We start from the raw sequence: 23,874 nt of genomic DNA, 5'->3' as shown, positions 1-23,874 counted from the left end.
GGCAAGGCTCTTCTTAACGGGGTAATGCGAGGAATTCTACGATCGCGGGGCAGTAACGCTCAAACCCTTCGAAGGCATGGCTACCACCGGGCTCCAGTGTCACCCGGCAGTCGGCATACAGCGCCAGGGCCTGGCGGTAATCCAGCAGCTCGTCGCCCTGCTGCTGCAACAGCCAGAGCCGCTCCGGATGGGTTAGCTCGGCACAACAGAAGGCGGCCAGCTCGTCCACCTGCTCGGTCCCCAGATGATACTGCACCCCGGTGTGAGGATTGCACTGATCCCCGAGAAAATGGCTGGACATCAGACGATCCGGCCGCACCGCGGGATTGATCACCACCGCCGGCAGGCCGTACTGCTCCGCCACCCGGGTGGCCCAGAAGCCGCCCATGGAGCTGCCCAACACCCCCACAGTCCCCTGCGCCTGCGCCGCCTCCACGCAGCGGCTCACCGCCTGCCAGGCCGGCAACGGCAGATCCGGCAGGGTGGGCACCTGATAGTGCAGCTCTGGATGTTGGGCCTGCAGATAGGCCCCCATCTGCCGGGCCTTGAGGGAACCCGGCGAGGAGTGAAAGCCGTGCAGATAGATGAGGGTATGGGCCATGGCTAGTAGCCGGTGGCGAAGGCCTCGGGCAGGAAGCTGCCGGTGGGCAGCCGCCAGACCTGAGTCGCCACATGGCCGTCGGCGTACAGCTGCAGATGACGCCAGCCGGGGCCGGCATCATCCAGGGTAAAGTCGTTGCAGCCGGGCATGAACTGGATGCAGGTGGAGGGCGAGGTCAGGAAGCGAATGCCGTTGTGCACCCGATCGTACTCCTGATGCACATGGCCGCCCAACACCAACCGGCTCCTGGGATAGCGGGCCAGCAGATCCAGCAGGTGGTTGGCGTTTTTCAAATCGTGCTGATCCAGCCAGCCGCAGCCTACCGGGTGGCAGTGATGATGCAGGCAGATCAGGGCAAAGCGATCCGGCTCTGAGGCCAGGCACTGTTCCAGGAAGCTCAGCTGATCCGGCTTGATCCAGCCATGGGGCACCCCGTAGACCTGGGTGTCCAGCATGATCACCTGCCAATGGGGCAGCAGTATCTGCCGGGCGTTGCTGATGCCCACCTCCGGCATGACGTTGCGCATCAGGGGACCGTCGTCATGGTTGCCCGGCAGCCAGAACAGCGGCTTGCCCAGGGGACGAACCGCCTCGGCAAACCTCTGATAGGAGCCGGCAGAGTAGTCCTGGGAGAGATCGCCGGTGGCCAGCACCAAGTCAAAGGAGAGCTTCTGATCGACGATGGCCTTGATCACGGCCTTGAAGCTGTCGGCGGTACGCACCCCCAACAGGCGACCATCCTCCTCCGCGTAGAGATGAGGATCGGAAATCTGAAGCAGGCGCACCACGGCGTCATGGGCTGGCGAGAGAGAAACGGTATCCAAATCAATCAACTTCTTGGGTTGTCATCATTTAATCAGGGCGTTACCCGGCACAGGGCAGCGTCAGCGTACCGTAACCATGAGCCAGACAAAAACGCAACCAATCGGCCAGGAAATGGTTGCATTGTTCTTTTTCATCCCGTTGATGCATCTGGGCATTGGGATAATCATAGCTTGGCTGCAGCCGGCAAATCTGCTGACTGACACACACTTCGGCCATGCGAGCATCATGGTACAGGCGCACCCGCATATGGGCCCGCAAATACTCGGGAAAATGTTCGTTTCGCTGGGCGATCTCCACCAAGGTGGTATAAGGCGCCGTCTCCAGCAACGTGAGTCGATAATGCAGGCCATCGGCCGCCGCAAACTGGTGGCTGTCGCCGGTTTGCCACTGGCGGGGCAGCAGCTTCATCAGGCCCATGTAATTGGTCTCACAGACCCGTTGCAGGGCCTGCAGATCCGGGACATGGCGCCGCAGCAGACTCATGAGGTGGCCCAACGTTGCAGCAGAGCATCATGATGCAGCTGCAGCCATTGCAGGGCGATGACACTGGCGGCGTTGTCGATGCGCCCCTCCTCCACCCAGCGGTAGGCCTGCTGCCGGCTCACCACGTGCAGGCGGATGTCTTCGCCCTCCTCGGCCAGGCCGTGCAGGCCTGCCGCCAGACTGGCATCCACCTGCCCCACGAACACATCGATGCGCTCCGTGGTGCCCCCCGGGCTGACGAGATAACTCAGCGCCTTCTCCACCTTGCCCAGGGTCAGGCCCGCCTCTTCCATGGCCTCCCGTTGCACCACCTCTGCCGGGGCCTCACCGGGCTCTATGATGCCGGCCACCAGCTCCAGCAGCCAGGGGGTGGGGCTGGTCTCCAGGGCACCGATGCGGAACTGCTCCAGCAGCACCACCTGATCCCGCACCGGATCATAGGGCAGCAGCGCCGCGGCGTGACCGCGCTCGAACAGCTCCCGGCTCAGCACCTGACTCCAGCCACCGGCAAACAGGCGGTGACGCAGCAGGTAACGATTGACGCGAAAGAACCCCTTGAAGCAAGGGGTGCATTCGCTCACCTCAACGTCGTCGCGACCAAACTGCTCATCCTGAGCCAATGGCAAAGCGGGGGACATGGCGCCTCCGGGAAAAAGGGTAACAAGCTAGGGAATCGGCAGACTAACCCCTCCCCCGGTCAGGAACAATAGCCAAGGGCCATAAAGCGCCGGCTGGCGGGCAAATCCCGACCTGGCACCTCGGCTGGGCTTGCATTTAGAAAACTTTTTTCATAAAGTTTTTCTAAAATTCGCTCTGGAGCGCCAGACATGTTTCAAACAAGCCAGTTCCCCAACCACAGCGGCGGAGAAGAGACCCGTCAGCAGCTGATCCGCGCCGCCACCCGGGTGTTCCTGGCGGAAGGGTTTCGCGCCGCCCGAGTCAAGGAGATCGCCGAGCTGGCCGGGGTCCGCCTCTCCGCCATCAACTATCACTTCGGCGGCAAGGAAGGGCTCTACCTGGCGGTGCTGCGCCATCATGGCGACTTGGCCCTGGCCCGGGCCTCGCTCGCATCAGACGAGCCCAATCAGTCCCTGGAGCAGCGTTTCGCCTTCGCCATCCACGGCCTGGTGCTGCGCATGCTGGACGACAGCAATGAGTGTCGTCTGGCCCAGCTGATGTTGCGGGAGCTGGCCAACCCGACACCGGCGCTGGATGTGATGTTCCAGCAGTTCAGCCTGCCCCAGGCGAAGGTCATACTGGCTCTGCTGCAGGAGGTGCTGGGCCCCACCGCCAGCCATGAGACCCAGGTGCGCTGCCTGCTGAGCCTGTTCGGCCAATGCATGTGCTATGTGATGGCCCGTCCCCTGGCCAACAGCCTGGCGCCGCAGCTCTATGAGGCCGATCACTGGCTCGAAGAGATCGACCGTCATCTCGTCACCTTCAGCTGGGCGGGCCTGCAGGCCATCAAGGCCAGCCTGAATGCCCCAGGAGAATCTGCATGAAGCCTGCCCCCCTACCGTCCCTAATGCCCCTGCTGCCCCTGCTGTGGCTGACCGGCTGCCAGCCCCAGGACCAGGCCCCCTTGCCCGGCTATGCCGAGGCGGATTTTGTCCAGGTGGCGGCCCCCAGCGGCGGCCGCCTGCTTAGCTTGCCGGTCAAGGAAGGCGATGAGGTTCAACCCGATCAGCTGCTGTTCGCCCTGGAGGCCGAGCCCCAGCAGGCGGCCCTGGCGGCCAGTCAGGCCCTGCTGGCCCAGCGGCAGGCTCAGCTGACCGATCTCACCAAGGGACTCAGAACCGAGGAGATAGCCGCCCTGCAGGCCCAACTGGAATCGGCCCAGGCCGAACTGCGTCAGGCCCGCCGGGATCATGAACGCCAGACCAGCCTGCGCCGCCAGGGCTTCAGCAGCCAGGCCAATCTGGATGACAGCCGCACCCGGCAGGAGACCGCCGAGGCCCAGGTGCGCAACCTGCAGGCCCAGCTGGCGGTGGGCCAGCTGGCGGGGCGTCCCGATGCCTTGCAGGCGGCCAAGGCGGCCACCCAAGCCGCCGCCGCCCAGGTGCAGCAGGACAGCTGGCAGCTGGCCCAGCGCCAGCAGCAGGCCCACAGCCGGGCCCAGGTGGACGAAATACTGTTCCGGGTCGGCGAATGGGTACCGGCGGGGGAACCCGTGCTGAACCTGTTGCCCGATGACGGCGTCAAGATCCGCTTCTTCGTACCCCAGGATCGGCTCAGCCGGCTGAAGCCCGGGCAAACCATCCAGGTAGGCTGTGATGCCTGTGAGGGTAAGCTGGACGCCCGCATCAGCCACATCGCCAGCGAGGCGGAGTTCACGCCGCCGGTCATCTACAGCCAGGCCAACCGCGCCAAGCTGGTGTTCCTGGTGGAGGCCAAGCCGCTGCAGACCGGCACCTTGCGACCGGGCCAGCCGCTGGATGTCTATCTCGAGCCGGCCGGGTGAACGCCATGACTGACTGGATCATCGATGTGCAGGGGCTCACCAAGCGCTTTGGTGACAAGACGGTGGTGGACAAGCTGGACATGCAGGTCAGGCCCGGCGAGATCTACGGCTTCCTCGGTCCCAACGGCAGCGGCAAGACCACCTCCATCCGCATGATGTGCGGCCTGCTGACGCCGGATGAGGGCCAGGGCCACACCCTGGGCTTCGACATAGTGCGCCAGTCGGCCCAGATCAAGCGTCAGGTGGGCTACATGACCCAGAAGTTCGGCCTGTATGACGATCTGACCCTGCAGGAGAACCTGGAGTTCATCGCCCGCCTCTACCAGCTGCCCAGACCCAAGGCCCTGGCGCTGGAGACCCTGGCCCGACTGGGACTGACCGGCCGGCGTCACCAGCTGGCGGGCAGCCTGTCCGGTGGCTGGAAGCAGCGTCTGGCCCTGTCCGCCTGCCTCATCCACCAGCCCAGGCTGCTGCTGCTGGACGAACCCACCGCCGGGGTGGATCCCAAGGCCCGCCGCGAGTTCTGGGAGGAGATAGGCCAGCTGACCCACGAAGGCATGACGGTGCTGGTCTCCACCCACTACATGGACGAGGCGGAGCGCTGCCACCGCCTGGGCTACATAGCCTACGGCCACCTGCTGGCCTGCGGCACCCCAGATGAGCTGATCCGGCAAAGCGGCTTCAGCACCTGGCGCCTGGCCCAGGCGCCGGCGGAGCTGGCTCGCTGGCTGGAATCCCAGCCCGGCGTGGCCCTGGTGACCCGGTTTGGCAACGCCCTGCACCTGAGCAGCCGCCAGCCAGAACAGATAGCCCCTTTGCTGGCGCAGCTGCAGGCCCAGGGCCAGGCCTGGCAGCCGGTGGCCACCGCCCTGGAGGATCTGTTTATCGCCCTGATGAACCAGGCCAGAGACAACTTCAGCGAGGAGTCAGCATGAGACTGCCGGAGTGGGCCAACCGCCTGTGGGCCATGGTGATCAAGGAGCTGCTGCAGCTGCGCCGGGATCGCCTGACCTTCGCCATGATGCTGGGCATCCCCTTGATCCAGCTGACTTTGTTCGGCTACGCCATCAACGGCGATCCCAAGCAGCTGCCCACCCTGCTGGTGGCCCACGAACAGACCCCCTTCAGCCGCAGCCTGAGCACGGCGCTGGAGAACAGCCAGTACTTCCGCCTGCTGCCCGGTCAGCACGGCGATGCCGAAGCGGACCGGCTGCTGGCCAGCGGCGAGGTGCAGTTTGCCGTCATCATTCCCGCCGGCTTCTCCCGGAGCCTGCAGCGAGGTGAGTCACCCGTGCTGCAGGTGGATGCCGACGCCACCGACCCCACCGCCACCGCCAACGCCATCGCCACCCTGCAACAGCTCACCCAGCAGGCCCTGCAGGCAGATCTCAAGGGCCCGCTGGCCCAGCCCAAACGGCACGATCCCTTCGAGCTGCGCATCCACCGCCGCTACAACCCGGAAGGCTTGACCCAGTACAACATAGTTCCCGGCCTCATGGGGGTCATACTCACCATGACCATGATCATGATGACCGCCCTGGCGGTGACCCGAGAGCTGGAGCGCGGCACACTGGAGAACCTGCTGGCCACGCCCATACGCCCGTTGGAGGTGATGACCGGCAAGATCCTGCCCTATGTGGCCATCGGCCTGGTGCAGGTACTGGTGATCCTGCTGGCCGGCAAGCTGCTGTTTCAGGTGCCCTTCGTCGGCAGCACGCTCCTGCTGCTGCTGGGGGTCTCCATCTTCATCGCCGCCAACCTGGTGGTGGGCATCACCATCTCCAGCGTGGCCCGCAACCAGACCCAGGCCATGCAGATGACCTTCTTCTTCTTTCTGCCCTCCATGCTGCTGTCGGGCTTCATGTTCCCGTTCCGTGGCATGCCCCAGTGGGCCCAGGCGATCGGCGAGCTGCTGCCCCTGACCCACTTCCTGCGGCTGATCCGCGGCGTCATGCTCAAGGGCAACGATCTGGCCCAGAGCTGGCCACATCTGTGGCCACTGCTGCTGTTTATCCTGATAATGCTGTTGATAGGTCTCAAACGATTCAGGCGCACCTTGGATTGAGTCCGGGCTCTGACTATGCTTGGCAGCGACCCGGCCGCGGCTTAACGCAAGGAAAACGGCGATAGAAAAGTCGGTGACCGCCTTGATCCGACATGGTTTTTGCCACATTTAACAGGCACTATTAGCTCTTACGACCGAGCTGGCCAGCATCTCCCACAGCGGGTCTGGCAATCACGGGTAAATTGGAGACGCACAAGATCATGAAGAAAACCCTCATTTCCATCTTGGTACTGCTGGGCACCTCAGGCCTGGCCCACGCCGACAACCTGCTGGACATCTATCACCTGGCACAGCAGAAAGACCCCCAACTGCTGGAGTCCAAGGCGGTGCGTGATCGGGCCTTCGAGGCCATCAACGAAACCGATGCCGCCCGCCTGCCCCAGATCAACCTGGGTGCCACCACAGGCTATCGCAAGACAGACAAGCACGATGCCAACACGGCGGCCACCCTGGGAGGCAACCTGGGCCTGAGCCAGTCCCTCTACCGCCGCAGCAACTGGATCAACAGCGATATCAGCAGCAAGGTCGCCACCCAGGCGGACGTGGCCTACAACGCCGAGCAGCAGGGCCTGATGGTACGCAGCGCCCAGGCCTACTTCGCCGTGCTCTCCGCCCAGGACACCCTGGAGTTTTCCAAGGCCAACCGGGAGGCCCTGAAGCGGCAGCTGGACGAGACCCAGCAACGCTACGAGGTAGGCATGTCCGCCATCACGGACGTCCATGAGGCCAAGGCCGCCTTCGACCTGGCAGAAGCCAACGTCATAGTGGCGGAAAATGCCCTGAGCAACAGCTACGAAGGGCTGCGCCAGCTCACCGGCATGGAGCACAAGTTCCTCGACATCCTCAACACGGATCGCTTTGCCACCAGCCCGCTGGAGCTGGATGCCGATCACTGGATGAAGCTGGCCGAAGACAGCAACCTCTCCCTGCACCGCCAACGCATCGCCAAGGAGATCGCCAAGCAACAGATCGATCTGGCCCAGACCGGCCATGAACCCACCCTGGATCTCTCCGCCGGTCTCTCCAGCGCCTACACCAACTACGAGTGGAACCGCGGCACCTATCAGGACGGTACCCTCAACACCGCCAGCGTCGGTCTCTCCTTCAACCTGCCCCTGTATCAGGGCGGTGCGGTAGAGTCCCGGGTCAAGCAGGCCCAGTTCAACTATGTGGCGGCGAGTGAATCCCTTGAGAAGACCTTCCGGGATGTGCAGGCCACCCTGAACCGCAACTACAACGACGTGAACGGCAGCATAGGCACGGTACGGGCCTATCAGCAGTCGGTGATCTCCGCCGAGAGCGCCCTGACCGCCACCCGGGCCGGTTACGAGGTGGGCACCCGCACCGTAGTGGATCTGCTGGATGCCACCCGCAACCTCTACTCCGCCAAGCAGCAGCTCTCCACCGCACGTTACAACTACATCCTCAACCGGCTGGCCATCAAGCAGACCGCCGGCACCCTCACCGAGGATGATCTGGTCAGCGTCAACCAGGGCCTGAAACCCGCCGCCTGACGGACAGGATCGGGTGCCATCCCGGCACCCGATCCACCTTGCGCCCCGCCTCACAGTTCCCTCTGCCACTGGCGATATTTCCACCGATCCTTGAAGCCGCTCCCGTTTTGCCCGGTTGAGAACCAGTAACGTTTCTTTGCCTATAACAAGGGGTTAACAAACCCAACCAGAAACGACAGGGGATCGCCATGAAATTATTCACTACGTTGCAACAGCTGCTGGGTGTGCAGGGAAAGGGGTCACTGCATGCCGTCACCGAGCAGGATCATCAAGAATCCCTGATCAAGGAACGACCGGATCTGTGCCAGGCCCAGGAGACGGCGCCCATGGAGCAGACCGTCAGCCGGGACAACGCCCGGGACATCATCTTCCTCGGCTGGCAGATCGCCAACGTGGAGGAGCGCCATGCCAAGGACAGCCGCCGGCTGGCCTATCTCAAGCTGTTCCGCACCCGCAACGACAAGTACGTCTGCCAGCGCATGACCCTGATCGATGACGAGGAGAAGCACTACCAGGCCGTCACAGTGGACGACATGGACGGGGTGCGCCAATTCTTCGGCGAGGACCGGCTGGCCCAGGCCCTCTACCAGGTGTCCGGTGTGACAGTAGCGGTACACTGACGCCGCCGCATCCGCCCTGGGGCCGCCTTTGCTGGGCGGCCTTATACTTTCTGGGGCCGACCCCATTTGCCCAAGTGAGTCGGGCAGACAGCTGCAAGAGACAATGCAGGAGAGGAACAGATGCCCATCGATAAACCGGATCCTGCGGCAGCCCAGCCCCAGATCGAATGGCTGACCCCGCATCTGGGCCTGGCATATCGGGTAGACCGGACCCTGATGCAGACTCAGTCGCCCTATCAGCTGATCGACGTGCTGCAGACCCCGGCGTTCGGCCGGGTGTTCCGCCTGGATGGCTGCCTGATGACCGCGGAGGCAGACGAGTGGTTCTACCATGAGAACCTGGCCTTGCTGCCCGCCATCAGCCATCCGGCACCGCGGCGGGCCCTGGTGATCGGCGGCGGGGACGGCGGCTCGGCCCGTCAGCTGCTCAAGGACCGCCAACTGACCTCCCTGGTGGTGTGCGAACTGGATGCCCAGGTGGTGGATATGGCCAAGCGTTATTTTGCCAGCGTGCATCAGGGGGCCTTCGACGATCCCAGGCTGCGGCTGCAGATAGGCGATGGCCTGGCCTATGTGGCGCAGAGCCAAGCACAGGTGGACCTGCTGGTGCTGGATCTCACGGATCCCCAAGGCTTCGCCGCGCCCCTCTACCAGCCGGCCTTCTTCAACCACTGCGCCCGGCTGTTGGGTGAGCAGGGGGTGCTGAGCCTGCACCTGGGCTCGCCCCAGTGGCAGCCGCAACGGGTCAGTCGACTGCTGGCTGACCTGCGGCAGCAGTTCGCCATAGTCCGGCTCATCCTGGTGCCCATCGCCCTATATGGCGGCCTGTGGGCCATGGCCTGCGCCAGCCAGCGAACCGATCCCAAAGCCCTAACCAGCGCCGAGGTGGAGCGCCGGCTGCTCGAGCGCGGCATCGACGGCCTCAACTACTACAACGGCGACACCCATGTGGCCGCCCTGGCACTGCCCAACTTCGTCCGCCGCCTGCTGCCCGCCGAACGCCCGGCATAAAAAAACCACCCGTCGGGTGTAATGCCAGTCAGTTAAGCCTGACTGGCATTGTTTTTACTAGGTTTTCTCGTCGCATACTTCTGTGGTTTGGCTTTGACACACCTGGGATAACTTCGTTCTCGGCGGGCGGGTAACTTGAACTGCTCCGCCTGTTTGTCCATGTCGGCGACGCGGGCTGGAATATTCCCCGGTGATACGAACGGCAGGCAACTGAGCTCATGCAGCAGATACACCGATGCCATGTGAAAGCTCAGCTGGCTGGCCGTATAGCCCTTTAAGCTCGCTGCCATTCTAACCATCTGATATCTCAGTAGGTTATAGGCCAATACCAAGCCCCATAGCTCCTGCCTTACTCCATCGGGTTTCTTGCTGCGCAGCGTCAGCCTGTGCTGTTGCAGGCTCTGTTTCATCTCCCGATAGCCCAGCTCGATTTCCCAGCGATTCTGGTATAGCTCCATCAACTCGCTGGCCGGGAAGCGCATCGGGTCGGTGAGCGACGTCAGCACCTGGCGCTCCTTGCCATTCACCGTCCGGGTCAGCAGCCGGGCTTCGAATTGCTCCGGTAACTCGCTCCACTTCTTCTTGGCCTGCGGACTGGCGGTGAGACGTACCAGCGCATCCTGCCGCCCCAGCTTGCGGATGACCTCGTATTGCGTGCCCTTCTTCAGCGGAATAAGCCAGTGACGGGCCACGCCCTGGCGTTGCCAGGCGTGTAGCAATCCCAGTGAGTAGAAGCCCTTATCGAACAGGGTCAGGCTGTTATCGGGTGTTTTTTCAATGAGTTGCTCTGCCAGCACCATCTCGTTCACCGCACAGGAGTCCATCACGGTCTGGGTCAGCAGGTGGCTGGTCAGCTCCATCTGACACAACATGCGTACCTGGGGATACTGCGTCTCGCCCTGGCCGGTTTTCGACTTGGCAAAGGCACCGGCATTGTCCTGGGTATCGGGGGTGCGCCAGACCACCCCATCCACCGCCAGCAGCTGCAGACCGGCCCAGGTGGGGTGCTGACACTGCTGATGCCAGAGCGTAGCGGTCTGCTGGAACACCTGTTGAACGGCTCGGTCAGCCAGTTTTTGGCGCGCTTGGATGAAGGCACTGGGAACGACGAATGGCCGGTCGCCAGGTAACAGGATATCTAGCTGGTTGGCCAATTGGGCCATGGGGACATGACGAAACAGGGACATACCGATAATGGCCCACAGCACTCGCTCCATGGGTATGCGCCGTCGGCGCAGGGAGACCGAGCCTGTCTCGGCCAGGCAAGCCTGCACCAGTTCAGGTGACAGCAAGTCAGACAGGGACTCAAATTTTCCGGGAGGACAGGCGTGAATGAAGTCGAGAGCTTGGTCGATACGCATAAAAAAATCCGAAACCCAACAAGGAGTTTCGGATTTTTACACAGCCTGAGGATCGGTCAATGGATCCTTAACTGATCGGCATTACCCGTCGGGTGGTTTTTTGTGGTGCGGCGCCCGCGCTTAGGCCGGATCGCCGTACCAGACGTCGAACAGCTGGCTCACCTCGATGGCCTGGCCACCGTTGGCACTGAGCCATTGCTCGACCGCCTGGCGATCCGCTTCGCTGCAGCGGCCGATGGCCTGGGTGCAGACCAGGCCTTCCCAGGCCAGGTAACCCGAGCCGGCGAAGGCCAGACCCCGGGGCTCGATGAGATCGGCGATGAAGCGATCAATCACCGCATCCACCTGCTGCGGCTCGGTGCCGGCGGCGAAGTGCCAGTTCAGCTCGAAGCCCAGTTCCTGAAACTCCTCCACCCGCAGCTTCTTGCGCAGGCGGCGACTACGTTGTGCCATATGGCCTCCTTGTGGCTCAGGCGATTCGCTTGAAGATCAGATCCCAGACCCCGTGGCCCAGGCGATGGCCCCGCCGCTCGAACTTGGTCAGCGGGCGCTGATCCGGGCGCGGCACATAGTCGCCGAACTCGGAGGTATTCTCGAAGCCCTCGGCCTGGCTCATCACCTCCAGCATATGCTCGGCATAGTTCTGCCAGTCGGTGGCCATGTGGAACAGGCCACCCTGCTTGAGCTTGGGCCGCAGCATCTGCACGAAGGCCGGCTGCACTATGCGGCGCTTGTGGTGGCGGGCCTTGTGCCAGGGATCGGGAAAGAACAGCTGCAGGGTGTCGATGCTCTCATCGGGGATCATCTGCTCCAGCACCTCCACGGCGTCGTGGCAGAACAGCCGCAGGTTGCTGAGCCCCGCCTCTTCGGCGGCGGACAGGCAGGCCCCCACCCCGGGTCTGTGTACCTCGATGCCGATGAAGTTCAGCTCGGGGGCGGCCTTGGCCATCTCCACCAGGGAGGCACCCATGCCGAAGCCGATCTCCAGCACCACGGGAGCCTGACGACCAAACAGAACGGCCAGATCCAGCGGTTGGGGCGCAAACTCCACCCCCATCACGGGCCACAACTCGGCCAGTGCACGCTCCTGCCCCTTGGTCAGGCGGCCCTCACGGCGTACAAAGCTGCGAATACGGCGCATAAACTGACCGTCTTCGCTGGTTTCCGGCGGGTTGCTTTCGCTCATGACTCTCTCTCAAGCACAAAAAGAAGTGGGAATTATCCAAAGATAGGCGTCGGACGCAAGCCCGGCGGCGGCAAATCGCCACCAGGGCACTAACGCGCTTCCCATACCACAGGGGTGCGGGACACCGTCTGCCACAGCTGCCAGCCCTGTTGCAGCAGGCTGAGGCCAAAGGCCACGCCGATGAGCCAGGCCACCCCGCTGGCGCCGGAGCCCACCACCAGGATCCCCAGGATCAGGGTCAGCACGCTGGTCACCTTGGCCCAGCCGCCCTGCCCCTGGCTGCGCTGCCAGGCCAGGATGCCGGAAAGGATGAGCGACGCCCCCAGCAGCAGGGCCGCCAGCCCCAGGGTCAGCTGCGGCCACAGCAGCAGCAGGATGCCGATGACCAGATAGCCCCAGAAGGGCAGATCCCAGGTGGCGTAGCCCACCTTGCTGAGCCGGCGGCTCATCCACAGGCCGGAGAGCCCGGTGAGGGCGATACTGGCCCCCAGCACCATGGCGGCGGCCACACCGACATAGAAGGGCAGCACTATGGCCAGAAAACCCAGCAACATCATGCCCAAAGCGATGAAGCGGGCATTGCGGCGGGTGGTTTGGGTCATGACTAGGGATTCGGACATACCAGAGGCTCCTTTTGCACAATCGCAGTGTTACTACGCTAGCGCCTTTTGGCGCCAAGGCAAGGCCAGTCGCTCACAAGATCACCCTCTGTTCAGCTTGGCGGTCAAAAACCCCTACAAGCTGGCCGGTTTACAAGCGGGGCGGCCCTGTGCTGCAATCTCGGCCCTGTTGTTTAAGCGGATGCCTGAACCTGTGAGTGATCCCTTACTTTCCTTTTCCCAACGGCTGCTGGCCTGGTATGAGCGGGACGGCCGCAAGCACCTGCCCTGGCAGCAGGACAAGACCCCCTACCGGGTCTGGGTGTCGGAGATCATGCTCCAGCAGACCCAGGTGGCCACCGTCATCCCCTACTACGAGCGCTTCATGGCCCGCTTCCCCAGCGTCACCGCCCTGGCCGATGCGCCGCTGGATGAGGTGCTGCACCACTGGACCGGCCTGGGCTACTACGCCCGGGCCCGCAACCTGCATCAGGCCGCCTGCCAGGTGCGCGATGAGCATGGCGGTCTCTTCCCTGAGACCCTGGAGCAGGTGATGGCCCTGCCGGGCATAGGCCGCTCCACCGCCGGCGCCATCCTCTCCCTCTCCCTCGGGCAGCGCCATCCCATACTGGATGGCAACGTCAAGCGCGTGCTCACTCGCCATCTGGCCCAGGCCGGCTGGCCGGGGGAGAAGGCGGTGGAGCAGCGGCTCTGGCAGTGGGCCGACCAATTGACGCCGGCGCAGGGGGTGGCCCAGTACAACCAGGCCATGATGGATCTGGGGGCCAGCCTCTGTTCCCGCAGCAAGCCCCAGTGCCAGGCCTGCCCCTTGGCGGGCGACTGCCAGGGGCTCGCCACGGGCCGACCGGAGGAGTTTCCCTGGTCCAAGCCAAAGAAGGCCAAGCTGCCGGTGCGCCAGGTCTGCCTGCTGATCCTGCAGCAGGGCCAAGAAATCTACCTGGCCCAGCGCCCCGCCGCCGGCCTGTGGGGCGGGCTCTACAGCTTCCCAGAATGCACAGATGAGGCCGAGGCCCAGGCCTGGCTGGGCCGCCGCGGCGCGGGTGAATGCTCGCTCACCCCCCTGGCCCCGTTTCGTCATACCTTCAGCCACTTCCACCTGGATATTCAGCCCCTGCTGGCTCGACTGGCACGACCGCTGCCACTCCAGGTGGCGGAAGGGGATTTGGAGGGGGCCGACCATCTTTGGTATAACCTCAAGCAACCGGCCAGCGTGGGGCTCTCCGCCGCCACCGTCAAGCTGCTGGCCTACCCGGAACTGACACTCAAGTGAGGAGCCCCATGAGCCGCACCGTTTTTTGCCAACGACTGAAGAAAGAAGCCCCGGGCATGCCGTTCCAGCTGATTCCCGGCGAGCTGGGCAAGCGCATCTTCGACAACATCAGCCAGGAAGCCTGGAGCGAATGGCAGAAGAAGCAGACCATGCTGATCAACGAGAAGAAGCTCAACATGATGAATGCCGAGCACAGAGCCCTGCTGCAGGCGGAGATGGTCAAGTACCTGTTCGAGGAAGGCGAGGTGCAGATCGAGGGCTATGTGCCGCCGGAGCAGAAATAGGCTGGTACCACAGAGCACACATAAGCAGAAGGCGCCACAAGGCGCCTTCTGTCGTTAGCGGGTCAGTGCTCACCACCGCCGCCACCGGCATGGAACGGTGGCTTGGCCAGCCAGACCACGGCGGTCATGACGATAAACAGGCAGGCGGAGAGGGCGAAGATCTCGTTGCTGCCCATCACATGGGTCTGGCGGGTGATCTCCTGGGCCAGATAGGCACCGCTCTGGGCCTGACTCATGCCCAGCCCCTGCAGGGTATCCATGGCCTGCACGCTCACCGGGTTGTAGCCGTTGATGGCCTGGGTCAGGGTCTCGTGATGCACCGCCTCACGCCTGTCCCACAGGGCGCTGATGAGAGAGGTCCCCACCGAGCCCGACAGGGTGCGCAGGAAGTTGGACAGGCTGGCGGCGCTGGCCAGCTGGTGGGGCTTCAAGCCGGCGAAGGCGATGGCGGTCAGCGGCATGAAGAAACAGGCCACCGCCACCCCCTGCCAGAACTGGGGCCAGACCACGGCCCAGATGTCCATCTGCACCGTGAAGCGGGTGCGGGCATAGAAGCAGGCGGCGTACACCAGGAAGCTGATGGTCACCAGCATCCGCATGTCCAGCCGGTGGGCGTTCTTGCCAATTAAGGGCGACAGGAACACCGGCAGTATGCCCACCACAGCCGAGGCGATGCCCGCCCAGGTGGCGGTATAGCCCAGATAGCTCTGCAGCAGCTGGGGCAGCAGCACCACAGTACCGAAGTAGAGCAGGTAGGCCAGGCTGATGCAGCCCACGCCGATGGCGAAGTTGCGGTGCTTGAACAGGCTCAGATCCACGATGGGGTTCTCGTCGGTCAGGGCCCAGGCGATGAGCAGGCTGATGCCCATCACGGCCACCACCGCCAGGGTCACCACCTCGGTGGAGGAGAACCAATCCAGCTCCCGACCTCTATCCAGCATCAGCTGCAGGGCACCTATGCCCAGCACCAGCAACATGAGTCCCACCCCGTCGATGGGCTTGCGCTCGGTGACGGTTTCCCGATTCTTGAGCAGGCGGCGACTCAGGCTGAACACCAGTATCCCCACCGGCACGTTGATGAAGAAGATCCAGCCCCAGTGATAGTTGTCGCTGATCCAGCCCCCCAGTATGGGGCCGAAGATGGGCGCCACTATCACCGTCATGGACCAGAGGGACAGGGCCAGGCTGCGCTTTTGCGGCGGGTAGTTGGACAGCAGCAGACTCTGGGACAGGGGCACTATGGGGCCGGCCACCGCCCCCTGAATGACCCGGAACAGGATCAGCAGCTCCAGGCTGGAGGAGATGCCGCACAGCCAGGAGGCCAGCACGAACAGGGTGATGGACCAGAGGAACAGCTTCACCTCCCCCACCCGCTTGGCCAGCCAACCGGTGAGCGGCAAGGAGATGGCGTTGGCCACCCCGAAGGAGGTGATGACCCAGGTGCCCTGACTGGAGGAGGCTCCCAGATTACCGGCTATGGTGGGGATGGCCACGTTGGCTATGGTGGTATCCAGCACCTGCATGAAGGTGGCCATGGCCAGGGCCAGGGTCAGGAGCGCCAGCGCCCCCCCTTCGAGGGGCTTGGGCGCAGCATGGCTTGCTTGCATGACGCCCCCGTTAGCTCGCCTGGCGGTTGTTGGCGATGATCTGGGCGATCAGGGAATCCACCGGCGCCATGTCCTGGGTCAGCACGTCTGTGCTGGCGATGGCGTTATCCACGGGCGCATCGGTGACATGGGTGCCGCTCGTGTCGCTCACATCCACAGTCACCAGCATGGAGAGCCCCAGGCGCAACGGATGCTTGGTCAACTCGGCCGCATCCAGCTTGATGCGCACCGGCAGGCGCTGCACCACCTTGAGCCAGTTGCCGGTGGCATTCTGGGCCGGCAGCAGGGAAAAGACGCTGCCGGTCCCGGCGGCCAACCCCTCGACCGTGCCGTGGTAGACCACTTCATCACCGTACAGATCGGCGCTGAGGGTGACAGGCTGACCGACGCGGATCTCGGCCAGCTGGATTTCCTTGAAGTTGGCATCCACCCACAGCTGATCCATGGGCACCACGGCGAACAGGCTGGCGCCCACCGCCACATGGCTGCCCACCTGGACGTTACGCTTGGCGATGATGCCGGTCACCGGGCTCAGGATGCGGGTGCGCTGCAGGTCCAGCCAGGCTTCCCGCAGCTGCTCGGCGGCATACAGCACCTCGGGCTGCTGGGCCAGGGGCGTATCCAGCAGCTTGGCCTGCAGGGCGGCCTTCTGGGCCTGGGCAACCGCCACACCGGCCTTGGCTTCCGCCACGCTCTGCCGGGCATGCAGCACCTCTTCGCGACCCACGGCATTGCTCTGCCCCAGCACCTCGCGACGGGCCTGGTCACCCTGGGCCCGCGCCAGCTCGGCCTGGCGCAGGCCGACGGTGGCATCCAGCTGATCCAGCTCCCGTTGTTGCTGGGCCAGTTGCCGCACCGTCTGGGCCAGCTGGGTCTGGGCCCGCAGCAGCGCCAGCTTGGCGTCTGTCTCGTCCAGGGCCACCAGCAGGCTGCCGGCGGCCACCTGCTGGGTCTCCTCGCCATGCAGGCTCAGCACGTTGCCCGCCACCCGGGAGGAGACGGGCACGACATTGCCCGCCACATAGGCATCATCCGTGGTCTCGCTGCCCCGATGCAGGTACCACCAGCCAGCGGCCCCCAGGGCCGCCAGCACAAACAGGGAACTCAGGCCGAGCAAGGCTTTCTTGCGGGCAGGGGAATGGGCACTCATATCTCTCTCCAACAAAGGGGCCGATTGAGGCCTCTATATTTACAGTTGTGATAGTTTCTTTTGTTACTATTAGCCGAAAACAAGACCTCGGCGGGCAGCCCCGGCGAGGTCGGTTTATTCCGGCAGGGTTTCCAGTATCTTGCGCAGCAGGCGGACGAGATCCGCCCGCTCCTGGGTGTCGAATGCCTGCCACATGGCGCGCTGACGGGCCCGCTGGCGCGGCACCACGTCCAGCAAAAAGTCCTGGCCGGCCTGGGTGATGCGCAGCAGCTGACAGCGTCTGTCCTCCGGCAGCTCCTGACGACAGGCCCAACCACGGGCCACCAGCTCGTCCGCCAGCCGGGTACCGCTGGTGCGGGAGGCTTCCAGCAGACGGCTCAGCTCGGAAGGCTGAATGCCCTCCTCATAGGTCAGCAGTATCATGAGCCCCAGGTAGACGGACTCGCTAATCCCCTCTTCCGCCAGACCGCGGGCCTTGGTCTCCACCAGGCGGTGACGTGCCGCCATCAACAGACGTCCCATCAGCAACTCTTCCGCCGGCGTACCGGGCAGCAGGGCATCCACGCGGGCGATCATCTTCTCTATGGGCAGCTTGCAGGGGGTCATGGCAGATCCTGGGGATTAGTTTCAGTCGACATAGTAACACATGAAACTATTGCGACGAGTACTATTTCTCCCCGACCGCCGCTTTTCTCGCCAAGCCATCCCCGGGGTTGAGCAAGCTTTCGTCAAACGATGCGCCGCCTCTCAGGCCGACAGAAAAGGTTGTTGACTTGCCAGGATCGAATCGGTTTAATAGCGCCCCGTCGCCCAGATAGCTCAGTCGGTAGAGCAGCGGATTGAAAATCCGCGTGTCCGTGGTTCGATTCCGCGTCTGGGCACCATATTTAAGTGTCTCTTGCTTGCGCAGGTGGCCGACAAAAAAAGATTTACGCCGGCTTAGCTCAGTAGGTAGAGCAACTGACTTGTAATCAGTAGGTCATCAGTTCGATTCCGATAGCCGGCACCATTTTCGCCCAGATAGCTCAGTCGGTAGAGCAGCGGATTGAAAATCCGCGTGTCCGTGGTTCGATTCCGCGTCTGGGCACCATTTTCGCAGCATGCTGCAACAAAGTTTGTTCCTCCTTAGTTCAGTCGGTAGAACGGCGGACTGTTAATCCGTATGTCGCTGGTTCAAGTCCAGCAGGAGGAGCCACATACGAAGCCCTCGTCGCAAGACGGGGGCTTTTCTTTTATATGGCTATTTTGCCGTCGCCCGCCGGCTTCGCCAAATCATCACCACTGCGTTACACTGTCGCAACTTTTTGACAACCTGCGGCCGCCGTCATGCTCCTGCGCGTCCCCCGACATGCCGTCGCCGCCTACCTGGGCCTGCTGGCGGTCCTGCTGCTCTTCCTGGCACCGCCCCTGGCTCGCGCCCTGGCGCCCATGGCCATGCCTTGCCATGGGACCTCTCTGTCGCAGACCAAGACGCACGGCCAGGGTCATATGGGCGCCCTCTCCCGTGCCTGCGGCTATTGCGATCTGCTGCTGCAGCTGCCCTTTGTCCTCTGGCGCAGCCCCAGCCTGCTGCCCCTGGAGCCACTGCCCCAGCGCGCCTCCGCCTTGCTCTGGCAGCCGCTTCATCTAGTCAGCCGACTCTGGCTCCTCCTGCACCCGCAGCCACCACCCCACACTCCTGCGCCAGATCCAACATGACAGTGGCGGCCCGGTCCGCCTCCTTTACGATCCTGCGATGGAAGAACCATGTCCGTATCCCATTCTACGGCGTCGCCTGCTGACGCCCTGTGGCAGCTGATCCGTCGGCTGCACTTTTACATCGGCCTGTTTGTCGGGCCCTTCATTCTGGTGGCCGCCCTCACCGGCACCCTGTATGTGCTGACCCCGCAGCTGGAAAGCTGGCTCTATCGGGACGCCCTCACCAGCACGCCCCAGGCAGAGGTTCAGCCCCTGGCCCGCCAGGTGGCCGTTGCCCGGCAACGGCTGGGTGAGGCGGCCAGGATAGTGGCGGTGCGCCCGGCCCCCGGCCCCCACGATACCACCCGGGTGCTGTTCAGCGACCCGGCCCTGGCGGCGGGTGAATCCCGCGCCCTGTTCATCGATCCCTACAGCCTGCAGATCAAGGGGGATCTCACCGTCTATGGCACATCCGGGATCCTGCCCCTGCGCCTGTGGCTGGATAAGCTGCACCGTAGCCTGCTTTTAGGCGAGCCGGGACGGGCCTACAGCGAGCTGGCCGCCTCCTGGTTGTGGGTGGCCGCCCTGGGGGGCCTGGTGCTGTGGCAACGGCAGCGGGCCCGGCGGCGCAATGGCATCCTGCAGGCCCGCCACTGGCACCAGCAACTGGGCCTGCTGCTGCTGGCCGGCCTACTGTTCTTCTCCGCCACCGGCCTGACCTGGTCCCGCTGGGCCGGCGGCAATATCGATCTGCTGCGGGCCCAGCTTGGCTGGCTGACGCCGCAACTGCATAGCCAGCTGGCCGAGCACCACGCCATGCCGGCCCAAGGCGAACATGCCCAGCACATGGCCGACATGACCATGGCCGCCGGCAACCCCATGGATCCGCAATGGGATGCCGTACTGCAGGCGGCCCGCCAGGCGGGTCTGAGCGCCGGGCGGCTGGAGCTAAAGCCGCCCAAGGCCGCCGATCAGGCCTGGATCGTCAACGAGATCGACCGGCGCTGGCCCACCCGGGTGGACGGGGTGGCGGTACATCCCCAGAGTCTGGCGATCCTGGATCGCACCCGCTTCGCCGAGTTTCCCCTGGTGGCCAAGCTCACCCGCTGGGGCATAGACGCCCATATGGGGGTGCTGTATGGCCTGCCCAATCAGCTGCTGCTGGTGGCCTTCGGCCTGGGACTCTGTGGCTTGATACTGCTGGGCTACCGCATCTGGTGGCTCAAACGCCCCGCCCCCGGTCGCCAGGCCCCGCTGCGTACCCTGGCCTCGGCCTGGCTGGTCCTGGGTGGCCTGGGGCGCGGTCTGTCCCTGCTGCTGGCCCTGGGACTGGGCTGGGCCCTGCCGCTGCTGGGCGTCAGCCTGCTGATCTTCTTGCTGCTGGATACGCTGCGCTGGTGGCGGCTGGTGCGCCAGCCTCTGGCGACCGTCTGAGGCTTGCTAGGCCAAGGGCTCGCCGCGGTGCGCTGCCGGCGCCGAGCCCCCGTCTGGATCAGTTGCCGGATCAGCCAGTTGGCCCTCTCGGCCGCAGGAGACAGACGTAATGGACAAGCGCCGGACAAAAAATCGCCGGATGGCAGGGCGGATCGCATAAAGCGGTTGACCTGGCAGGCGAAAATCCGTTTAATGGCGCGCGCCGCACAAGGCAACGCGCTTCCTCCTTAGTTCAGTCGGTAGAACGGCGGACTGTTAATCCGTATGTCGCTGGTTCAAGTCCAGCAGGAGGAGCCAAATTCCACAAAAACCCCGTCATCCCTGGTGACGGGGTTTTTGTTTTCCAGGCGGACAGCCAGTTAGAAGTTAATGGAAAGTAAAGAACAAGTTGATAAAGTCGCGCCCTTGCCAGCGGGGAGCGTGATCTGTTCAGCAGTTACTAAATTAGAATTTAGCGATATCTAATATATTGATCCATGTCAGTCTGTGACCTGCCACCTCCCCTACCATGGCGCCATAGGTTAGCGCCAGGGAGTGCCTTTCCGACCATCACGTCTCCCTCGCCCGCACCGCCCAAATTCCTTCAACCTTGAGACAGTTAAATGCAGCACAAGACGCTCCTGGGCCTGGGCGCCCTCGCCCTTTGCCTGACCGCCGGGCCGGCACTGGCCACCAATGGCATGATCTCCCACGGCTACAGCCCGCTGGACAAGGCGGTGGCCGGCGCCACCACCGCCTACCACTTCGATGCCCTGGTTACCGCCACCAATCCCGCCGGTTTGGCCTTCGTGGACGACAGCCTGGTGGCGGGACTCTCCCTGTTTATGCCGGATCGCCACTACAGCTCCGCCGGGGACGCCAGCCCGCTGTTCTCCATCGGCCCCCAGCGGATCAAGAGCAGCGGCGATCTGTTCGTCATCCCCGCCACGGCCTGGGCCCACCGGCTGGATGAGCGCCAGACCCTGGGGCTGGCGCTGTATGGCAACGGCGGCATGAACACCCGCTACAAGGGCGGCTCCGCCACTATGTTTGACGCCGAGGGCAACAGCATGACCCTGCCCGGCACCTTCGGCGACGGCACCGCCGGAGTGGATCTCAAGCAGATGTTCATCAACGCCACCTACGCCTACCGGCTCAAGGACGATCAGGCCCTGGCCCTGAGCCTGCTGCTGGCCGGCCAGTCCTTCAAGGCCTATGGCATCAGCACCTTCGCCGGCTTCTCGCTGGATCCGGATCATCTCTCCGATCAGGGCACCGACTACGCCTACGGCGTGGGGCTCAAGCTGGGCTATCAGGGCAAGCTCACCGATACACTGTGGCTGGGGGCGGCCTATCAGCCGCGCATCCGCATGTCCAACTTCGACCACTACAGCGGCCTGTTTCCAGATGCCGGCCGGTTCGACATCCCGGCCATGGCCAATCTGGGGTTGGCCTGGCAGGCCAGCGATGCCTGGCTCTGGCTGCTGGACGTGCAGCACATCTTCTACTCCGACGTGGCGGCCATCGCCAACACCTCGGATGCCATGTACAGCTGCATGCAGGGGGTGAGTCGTGCCTGCCTGGGGGGCTCCACCAGCACCGGCTTCGGCTGGCGGGACATGACGGTGTACAAGCTGGGGCTGCAATACCAGCAGGCGGACTGGTCGCTGCGCGCCGGCGTCAGCTATGGCAAGAGCCCGATCCGCGACAGCGAAATCCTGTTCAACATCCTCTCCCCCGGCCTCATCGAGTGGCACTACACGCTGGGCGCCAGCTACCAGATCACTGAGCGCCTCAGCCTGCACGGCAGCTATATGTATGCGCCCAGCAAGCGCCTGAGCGGCAGCAACGGCCTCTCCGGTCAGGCCGAGGGCAGCCAGAGCCAGACCCTCACCATCGCCATGTCCCAGCAGGAGCTGGATCTGGGGCTGAGCTGGCAGTTCTAGCCAGCCGCCGGCGGGCCGGCGCCCGGCCGGCCGCCTTAAGGTGAAGTTAAGCAAGCCAAACCATACTGCTTCGTGACCCCGTGGAGCGGGCGCCTCAGCCTGAGGCGGGCCACGGGGACAGGAGTCTTGCATGCGTCTGTCCGTCGGAGCCGTCAGCCTCAACCTGTGTCTGGCCCTCTACTTCACCCTGGTCCTCAACCTGCCGATCCTGCATCACTTCTACCGGATCCTCACCGGGTTGCCCCATTACGACGCCGGCTTCGCCCTCTCCATCCCGCTGGTGCTGCTGGCCGCCCTGAACCTGGTGTTCCTGCCGTTTAGCTGGCGGCCGCTGCAAAAGGGTTTCTTCTTCGTGCTGTTACTGCTCTCCTCTGTGGTGAGCTACGCCATGTTCAACTATGGAGTGATCTTCGACGCCACCATGGTGCAGAACATAGTGGAGACCAACACGGGCGAGGCCTCGGCCTACCTGAACGCCTCCGTGGTGGGCTGGGTGGTGCTGACCGGCCTGCTGCCCGGCCTGCTGCTGCTGAGCGTCAAATACCGGCCGTCCACCAAGCCCTGGCACGGCCTGGCGCGCCGCCTGGGCTCCGGGCTGGCCTCAGTGCTGCTCATCGCCCTGGTGGCCGCCGGCTACTACAAGGATTACGCCTCCGTCGGCCGCAACAACCCGCACCTGAACCGCGAGATAGTGCCCAGCAGCTACCTCTACTCCGGCTTCCGCTATGTGCAGAACACCTACTTCAGCAAGCCGCAACCCTTCCTCCAGATCGGCATGGACGCCAAGCAGAAGCCTGAGCCGGCCGGCAAGCCGAGCCTGATGATACTGGTGGTGGGTGAGACGGCCCGGGCACAGAACTATGCCTTGAATGGCTACCCGCGGCCCACCAATCCCTACACCCGGGATCTGGGGGTGATCAGCTTCCAGCAGGTGCGCTCCTGCGGTACCGCCACCGCCGTCTCCGTACCCTGCATGTTCTCCAACATGACCCGAGACACCTACAGCGATAATCGCGCCAAGCATCAGGAAGGCCTGTTGGATGTGCTGCAGCACGCCGGCGTGACCCTGGCCTGGCGGGACAATGACGGCGGCTGCAAGGGGGTGTGCGACCGCATTCCCCACGAGCAGATGCCCAAGGATGATCCCAAGCTGTGCAATGGCGAGAGCTGCCATGACGAGGTGCTGCTCAAGGGGCTGGCGGACAGCCTGGCCGATCCCAAGGGCAATACCCTGGTGACCCTGCACCTGATGGGCAGCCACGGCCCGACCTATTTTCAGCGCTACCCGAACTCGGCCCGCTTCTTTACCCCGGACTGCCCGCGCAGCGACATCGAAAACTGCAGCCAGCAGGCCCTGGTGAACACCTATGACAACAGCCTGCGCTACACGGATGAGGTGCTGGCCCAGCTGATCCAGACCCTCAAGGGGCTGTCGGATCGCTACGATACCGCCCTGCTCTATCTGTCGGATCACGGTGAATCCCTGGGAGAGAAGGGCCTCTACCTCCACGGCACCCCCTATGCCATGGCGCCGAGCGAGCAGACCCATGTGCCCATGATCGGCTGGTTCTCCCCCGCCTTCGCCCAGGATAAGTCCCTGGATCTGGGTTGCCTGCGCCAGGAGGCCCTGCAGGGCCAGTTCTCCCAGGACAACCTGTTTCACTCCATCCTGGGCCTGATGGACGTGACCACCCAGGAGTATCAGCCTCAGTTGGATATGTTTCGTCCCTGCCGGCTGGGCTGAGTCTGATTCAGCCAGGGTTATGGCGGGCCGTCGCCG

24 protein-coding genes and 5 tRNA genes are annotated in these 23,874 nt (G+C 63.8%); 18 read left to right on the top strand and 11 right to left on the bottom strand.

Features of this window, described 5'->3' with window-relative positions; translation table 11 throughout:
- Positions 1-13: 13 nt before the first annotated feature.
- From ABHF91_RS02765 to nudF, 4 genes are read right to left on the bottom strand one after another with little or no spacing between them, the layout of a single operon-like run.
- A complete protein-coding gene (locus tag ABHF91_RS02765) occupies positions 14-601 on the bottom strand; it encodes a YqiA/YcfP family alpha/beta fold hydrolase (protein WP_409421956.1) in 588 nt (195 codons plus the stop codon).
- 2 nt (positions 602-603) lie between these two features.
- On the bottom strand, positions 604-1,425 hold the full coding sequence (gene cpdA / locus ABHF91_RS02760) for a 3',5'-cyclic-AMP phosphodiesterase (RefSeq protein WP_409421955.1): 822 nt from the start codon (positions 1,423-1,425) through the stop codon (positions 604-606).
- A gap of 40 nt (positions 1,426-1,465) precedes the next feature.
- A complete protein-coding gene (locus tag ABHF91_RS02755; RefSeq protein ID WP_409421954.1) occupies positions 1,466-1,909 on the bottom strand; it encodes a DUF1249 domain-containing protein in 444 nt (147 codons plus the stop codon).
- Positions 1,906-2,547: an ADP-ribose diphosphatase gene (gene nudF / locus ABHF91_RS02750; protein ID WP_409421953.1), complete on the bottom strand. Its 642-nt coding sequence runs from the start codon at positions 2,545-2,547 to the stop codon at positions 1,906-1,908. The genes ABHF91_RS02755 and nudF overlap by 4 nt, the downstream gene beginning before the upstream one ends.
- 189 nt (positions 2,548-2,736) lie before the next feature.
- Between nudF and ABHF91_RS02745 the strand changes: the two genes are divergently transcribed.
- The 7 genes from ABHF91_RS02745 to speE all read left to right on the top strand — a co-directional run bounded on the left by ABHF91_RS02745 (position 2,737) and on the right by speE (position 9,580).
- Positions 2,737-3,411 (top strand): CerR family C-terminal domain-containing protein, encoded by a 675-nt coding sequence (locus tag ABHF91_RS02745; protein WP_409421952.1) that lies wholly within the window; start codon positions 2,737-2,739, stop codon positions 3,409-3,411.
- Positions 3,408-4,370 (top strand): HlyD family secretion protein, encoded by a 963-nt coding sequence (locus ABHF91_RS02740; RefSeq protein WP_409421951.1) that lies wholly within the window; start codon positions 3,408-3,410, stop codon positions 4,368-4,370. The genes ABHF91_RS02745 and ABHF91_RS02740 overlap by 4 nt, the downstream gene beginning before the upstream one ends.
- A 5-nt stretch (positions 4,371-4,375) precedes the next feature.
- Positions 4,376-5,305 (top strand): ATP-binding cassette domain-containing protein, encoded by a 930-nt coding sequence (locus ABHF91_RS02735; RefSeq protein ID WP_409421950.1) that lies wholly within the window; start codon positions 4,376-4,378, stop codon positions 5,303-5,305.
- On the top strand, positions 5,302-6,435 hold the full coding sequence (locus ABHF91_RS02730) for an ABC transporter permease (protein WP_409421949.1): 1,134 nt from the start codon (positions 5,302-5,304) through the stop codon (positions 6,433-6,435). Before ABHF91_RS02735 ends, ABHF91_RS02730 begins: the two co-directional genes overlap by 4 nt.
- Before the next feature lie 200 nt (positions 6,436-6,635).
- Entirely contained in the window at positions 6,636-7,949 is a 1,314-nt protein-coding gene (gene tolC / locus ABHF91_RS02725) for an outer membrane channel protein TolC (RefSeq protein ID WP_409421948.1), read from the top strand.
- Between the two features lie 188 nt (positions 7,950-8,137).
- Positions 8,138-8,569, top strand: coding sequence for a hypothetical protein (locus tag ABHF91_RS02720; RefSeq protein ID WP_409421947.1), 432 nt, complete (start codon positions 8,138-8,140; stop codon positions 8,567-8,569).
- A gap of 120 nt (positions 8,570-8,689) precedes the next feature.
- Positions 8,690-9,580 carry a polyamine aminopropyltransferase gene (speE, locus tag ABHF91_RS02715; protein ID WP_409421946.1) on the top strand — a complete coding sequence of 297 codons (891 nt, stop codon included), beginning with the start codon at positions 8,690-8,692 and terminating at the stop codon, positions 9,578-9,580.
- A 32-nt stretch (positions 9,581-9,612) separates the two neighbouring features.
- On the opposite strand, the gene ABHF91_RS02710 is transcribed toward speE, so the two are convergent.
- The 4 genes from ABHF91_RS02710 to ABHF91_RS02695 form a co-directional block, all read right to left on the bottom strand.
- Entirely contained in the window at positions 9,613-10,941 is a 1,329-nt protein-coding gene (locus ABHF91_RS02710; RefSeq protein ID WP_409421945.1) for an IS4 family transposase, read from the bottom strand.
- Positions 10,942-11,061: 120 nt separating this feature from the next.
- A complete protein-coding gene (locus ABHF91_RS02705) occupies positions 11,062-11,394 on the bottom strand; it encodes a 50S ribosome-binding protein YggL (protein ID WP_409421944.1) in 333 nt (110 codons plus the stop codon).
- 16 nt (positions 11,395-11,410) lie between these two features.
- Positions 11,411-12,127, bottom strand: a complete 717-nt coding sequence (gene trmB, locus ABHF91_RS02700; RefSeq protein ID WP_409421943.1) for a tRNA (guanosine(46)-N7)-methyltransferase TrmB — start codon at positions 12,125-12,127, stop codon at positions 11,411-11,413.
- A gap of 89 nt (positions 12,128-12,216) precedes the next feature.
- A complete protein-coding gene (locus ABHF91_RS02695) occupies positions 12,217-12,747 on the bottom strand; it encodes a DUF308 domain-containing protein (protein ID WP_409421942.1) in 531 nt (176 codons plus the stop codon).
- Positions 12,748-12,940: 193 nt separating this feature from the next.
- Between ABHF91_RS02695 and mutY the strand changes: the two genes are divergently transcribed.
- Positions 12,941-14,017, top strand: a complete 1,077-nt coding sequence (gene mutY / locus ABHF91_RS02690; protein ID WP_409421941.1) for an A/G-specific adenine glycosylase — start codon at positions 12,941-12,943, stop codon at positions 14,015-14,017.
- 8 nt (positions 14,018-14,025) lie between these two features.
- Positions 14,026-14,301, top strand: a complete 276-nt coding sequence (locus tag ABHF91_RS02685) for an oxidative damage protection protein (RefSeq protein WP_409421940.1) — start codon at positions 14,026-14,028, stop codon at positions 14,299-14,301.
- 62 nt (positions 14,302-14,363) lie between these two features.
- On the opposite strand, the gene ABHF91_RS02680 is transcribed toward ABHF91_RS02685, so the two are convergent.
- The 3 genes from ABHF91_RS02680 to ABHF91_RS02670 form a co-directional block, all read right to left on the bottom strand.
- Positions 14,364-15,908, bottom strand: coding sequence for a DHA2 family efflux MFS transporter permease subunit (locus tag ABHF91_RS02680; RefSeq protein WP_409421939.1), 1,545 nt, complete (start codon positions 15,906-15,908; stop codon positions 14,364-14,366).
- A 10-nt stretch (positions 15,909-15,918) separates the two neighbouring features.
- Positions 15,919-17,058 (bottom strand): HlyD family efflux transporter periplasmic adaptor subunit, encoded by a 1,140-nt coding sequence (locus ABHF91_RS02675; RefSeq protein ID WP_409421938.1) that lies wholly within the window; start codon positions 17,056-17,058, stop codon positions 15,919-15,921.
- A 114-nt stretch (positions 17,059-17,172) separates the two neighbouring features.
- Positions 17,173-17,664, bottom strand: coding sequence for a MarR family transcriptional regulator (locus ABHF91_RS02670; RefSeq protein WP_409421937.1), 492 nt, complete (start codon positions 17,662-17,664; stop codon positions 17,173-17,175).
- A 202-nt stretch (positions 17,665-17,866) separates the two neighbouring features.
- Here ABHF91_RS02670 and ABHF91_RS02665 point away from each other — a divergent pair.
- The 9 genes from ABHF91_RS02665 to ABHF91_RS02625 all read left to right on the top strand — a co-directional run bounded on the left by ABHF91_RS02665 (position 17,867) and on the right by ABHF91_RS02625 (position 23,838).
- Positions 17,867-17,942, top strand: a tRNA-Phe gene (locus ABHF91_RS02665).
- A gap of 49 nt (positions 17,943-17,991) precedes the next feature.
- Positions 17,992-18,067, top strand: a tRNA-Thr gene (locus tag ABHF91_RS02660).
- Positions 18,068-18,072: 5 nt separating this feature from the next.
- Positions 18,073-18,148 (top strand) — tRNA-Phe (locus ABHF91_RS02655).
- 29 nt (positions 18,149-18,177) lie between these two features.
- Positions 18,178-18,253, top strand: a tRNA-Asn gene (locus tag ABHF91_RS02650).
- Positions 18,254-18,384: 131 nt separating this feature from the next.
- The gene (locus tag ABHF91_RS02645; RefSeq protein WP_409421936.1) at positions 18,385-18,756 is read left to right on the top strand and encodes a DUF2946 family protein; all 372 of its coding nucleotides are present in this window, start codon (positions 18,385-18,387) and stop codon (positions 18,754-18,756) included.
- A gap of 48 nt (positions 18,757-18,804) precedes the next feature.
- On the top strand, positions 18,805-20,169 hold the full coding sequence (locus tag ABHF91_RS02640) for a PepSY-associated TM helix domain-containing protein (protein WP_409421935.1): 1,365 nt from the start codon (positions 18,805-18,807) through the stop codon (positions 20,167-20,169).
- 221 nt (positions 20,170-20,390) lie between these two features.
- Positions 20,391-20,466 (top strand) — tRNA-Asn (locus tag ABHF91_RS02635).
- Positions 20,467-20,771: 305 nt separating this feature from the next.
- Entirely contained in the window at positions 20,772-22,094 is a 1,323-nt protein-coding gene (locus ABHF91_RS02630) for an OmpP1/FadL family transporter (RefSeq protein WP_409421934.1), read from the top strand.
- Positions 22,095-22,224: 130 nt separating this feature from the next.
- The gene (locus ABHF91_RS02625) at positions 22,225-23,838 is read left to right on the top strand and encodes a phosphoethanolamine transferase (protein ID WP_409421933.1); all 1,614 of its coding nucleotides are present in this window, start codon (positions 22,225-22,227) and stop codon (positions 23,836-23,838) included.
- Positions 23,839-23,874: the final 36 nt, after the last annotated feature.

Origin of the sequence: Pseudaeromonas aegiceratis (genome assembly GCF_046254905.1) — a bacterium.
Lineage (GTDB): Bacteria > Pseudomonadota > Gammaproteobacteria > Enterobacterales > Aeromonadaceae > Pseudaeromonas > Pseudaeromonas aegiceratis.
The sequence above is the reverse complement of the archived record's forward strand: the minus strand, read 5'-3'. Positions and strand labels throughout refer to the sequence as shown.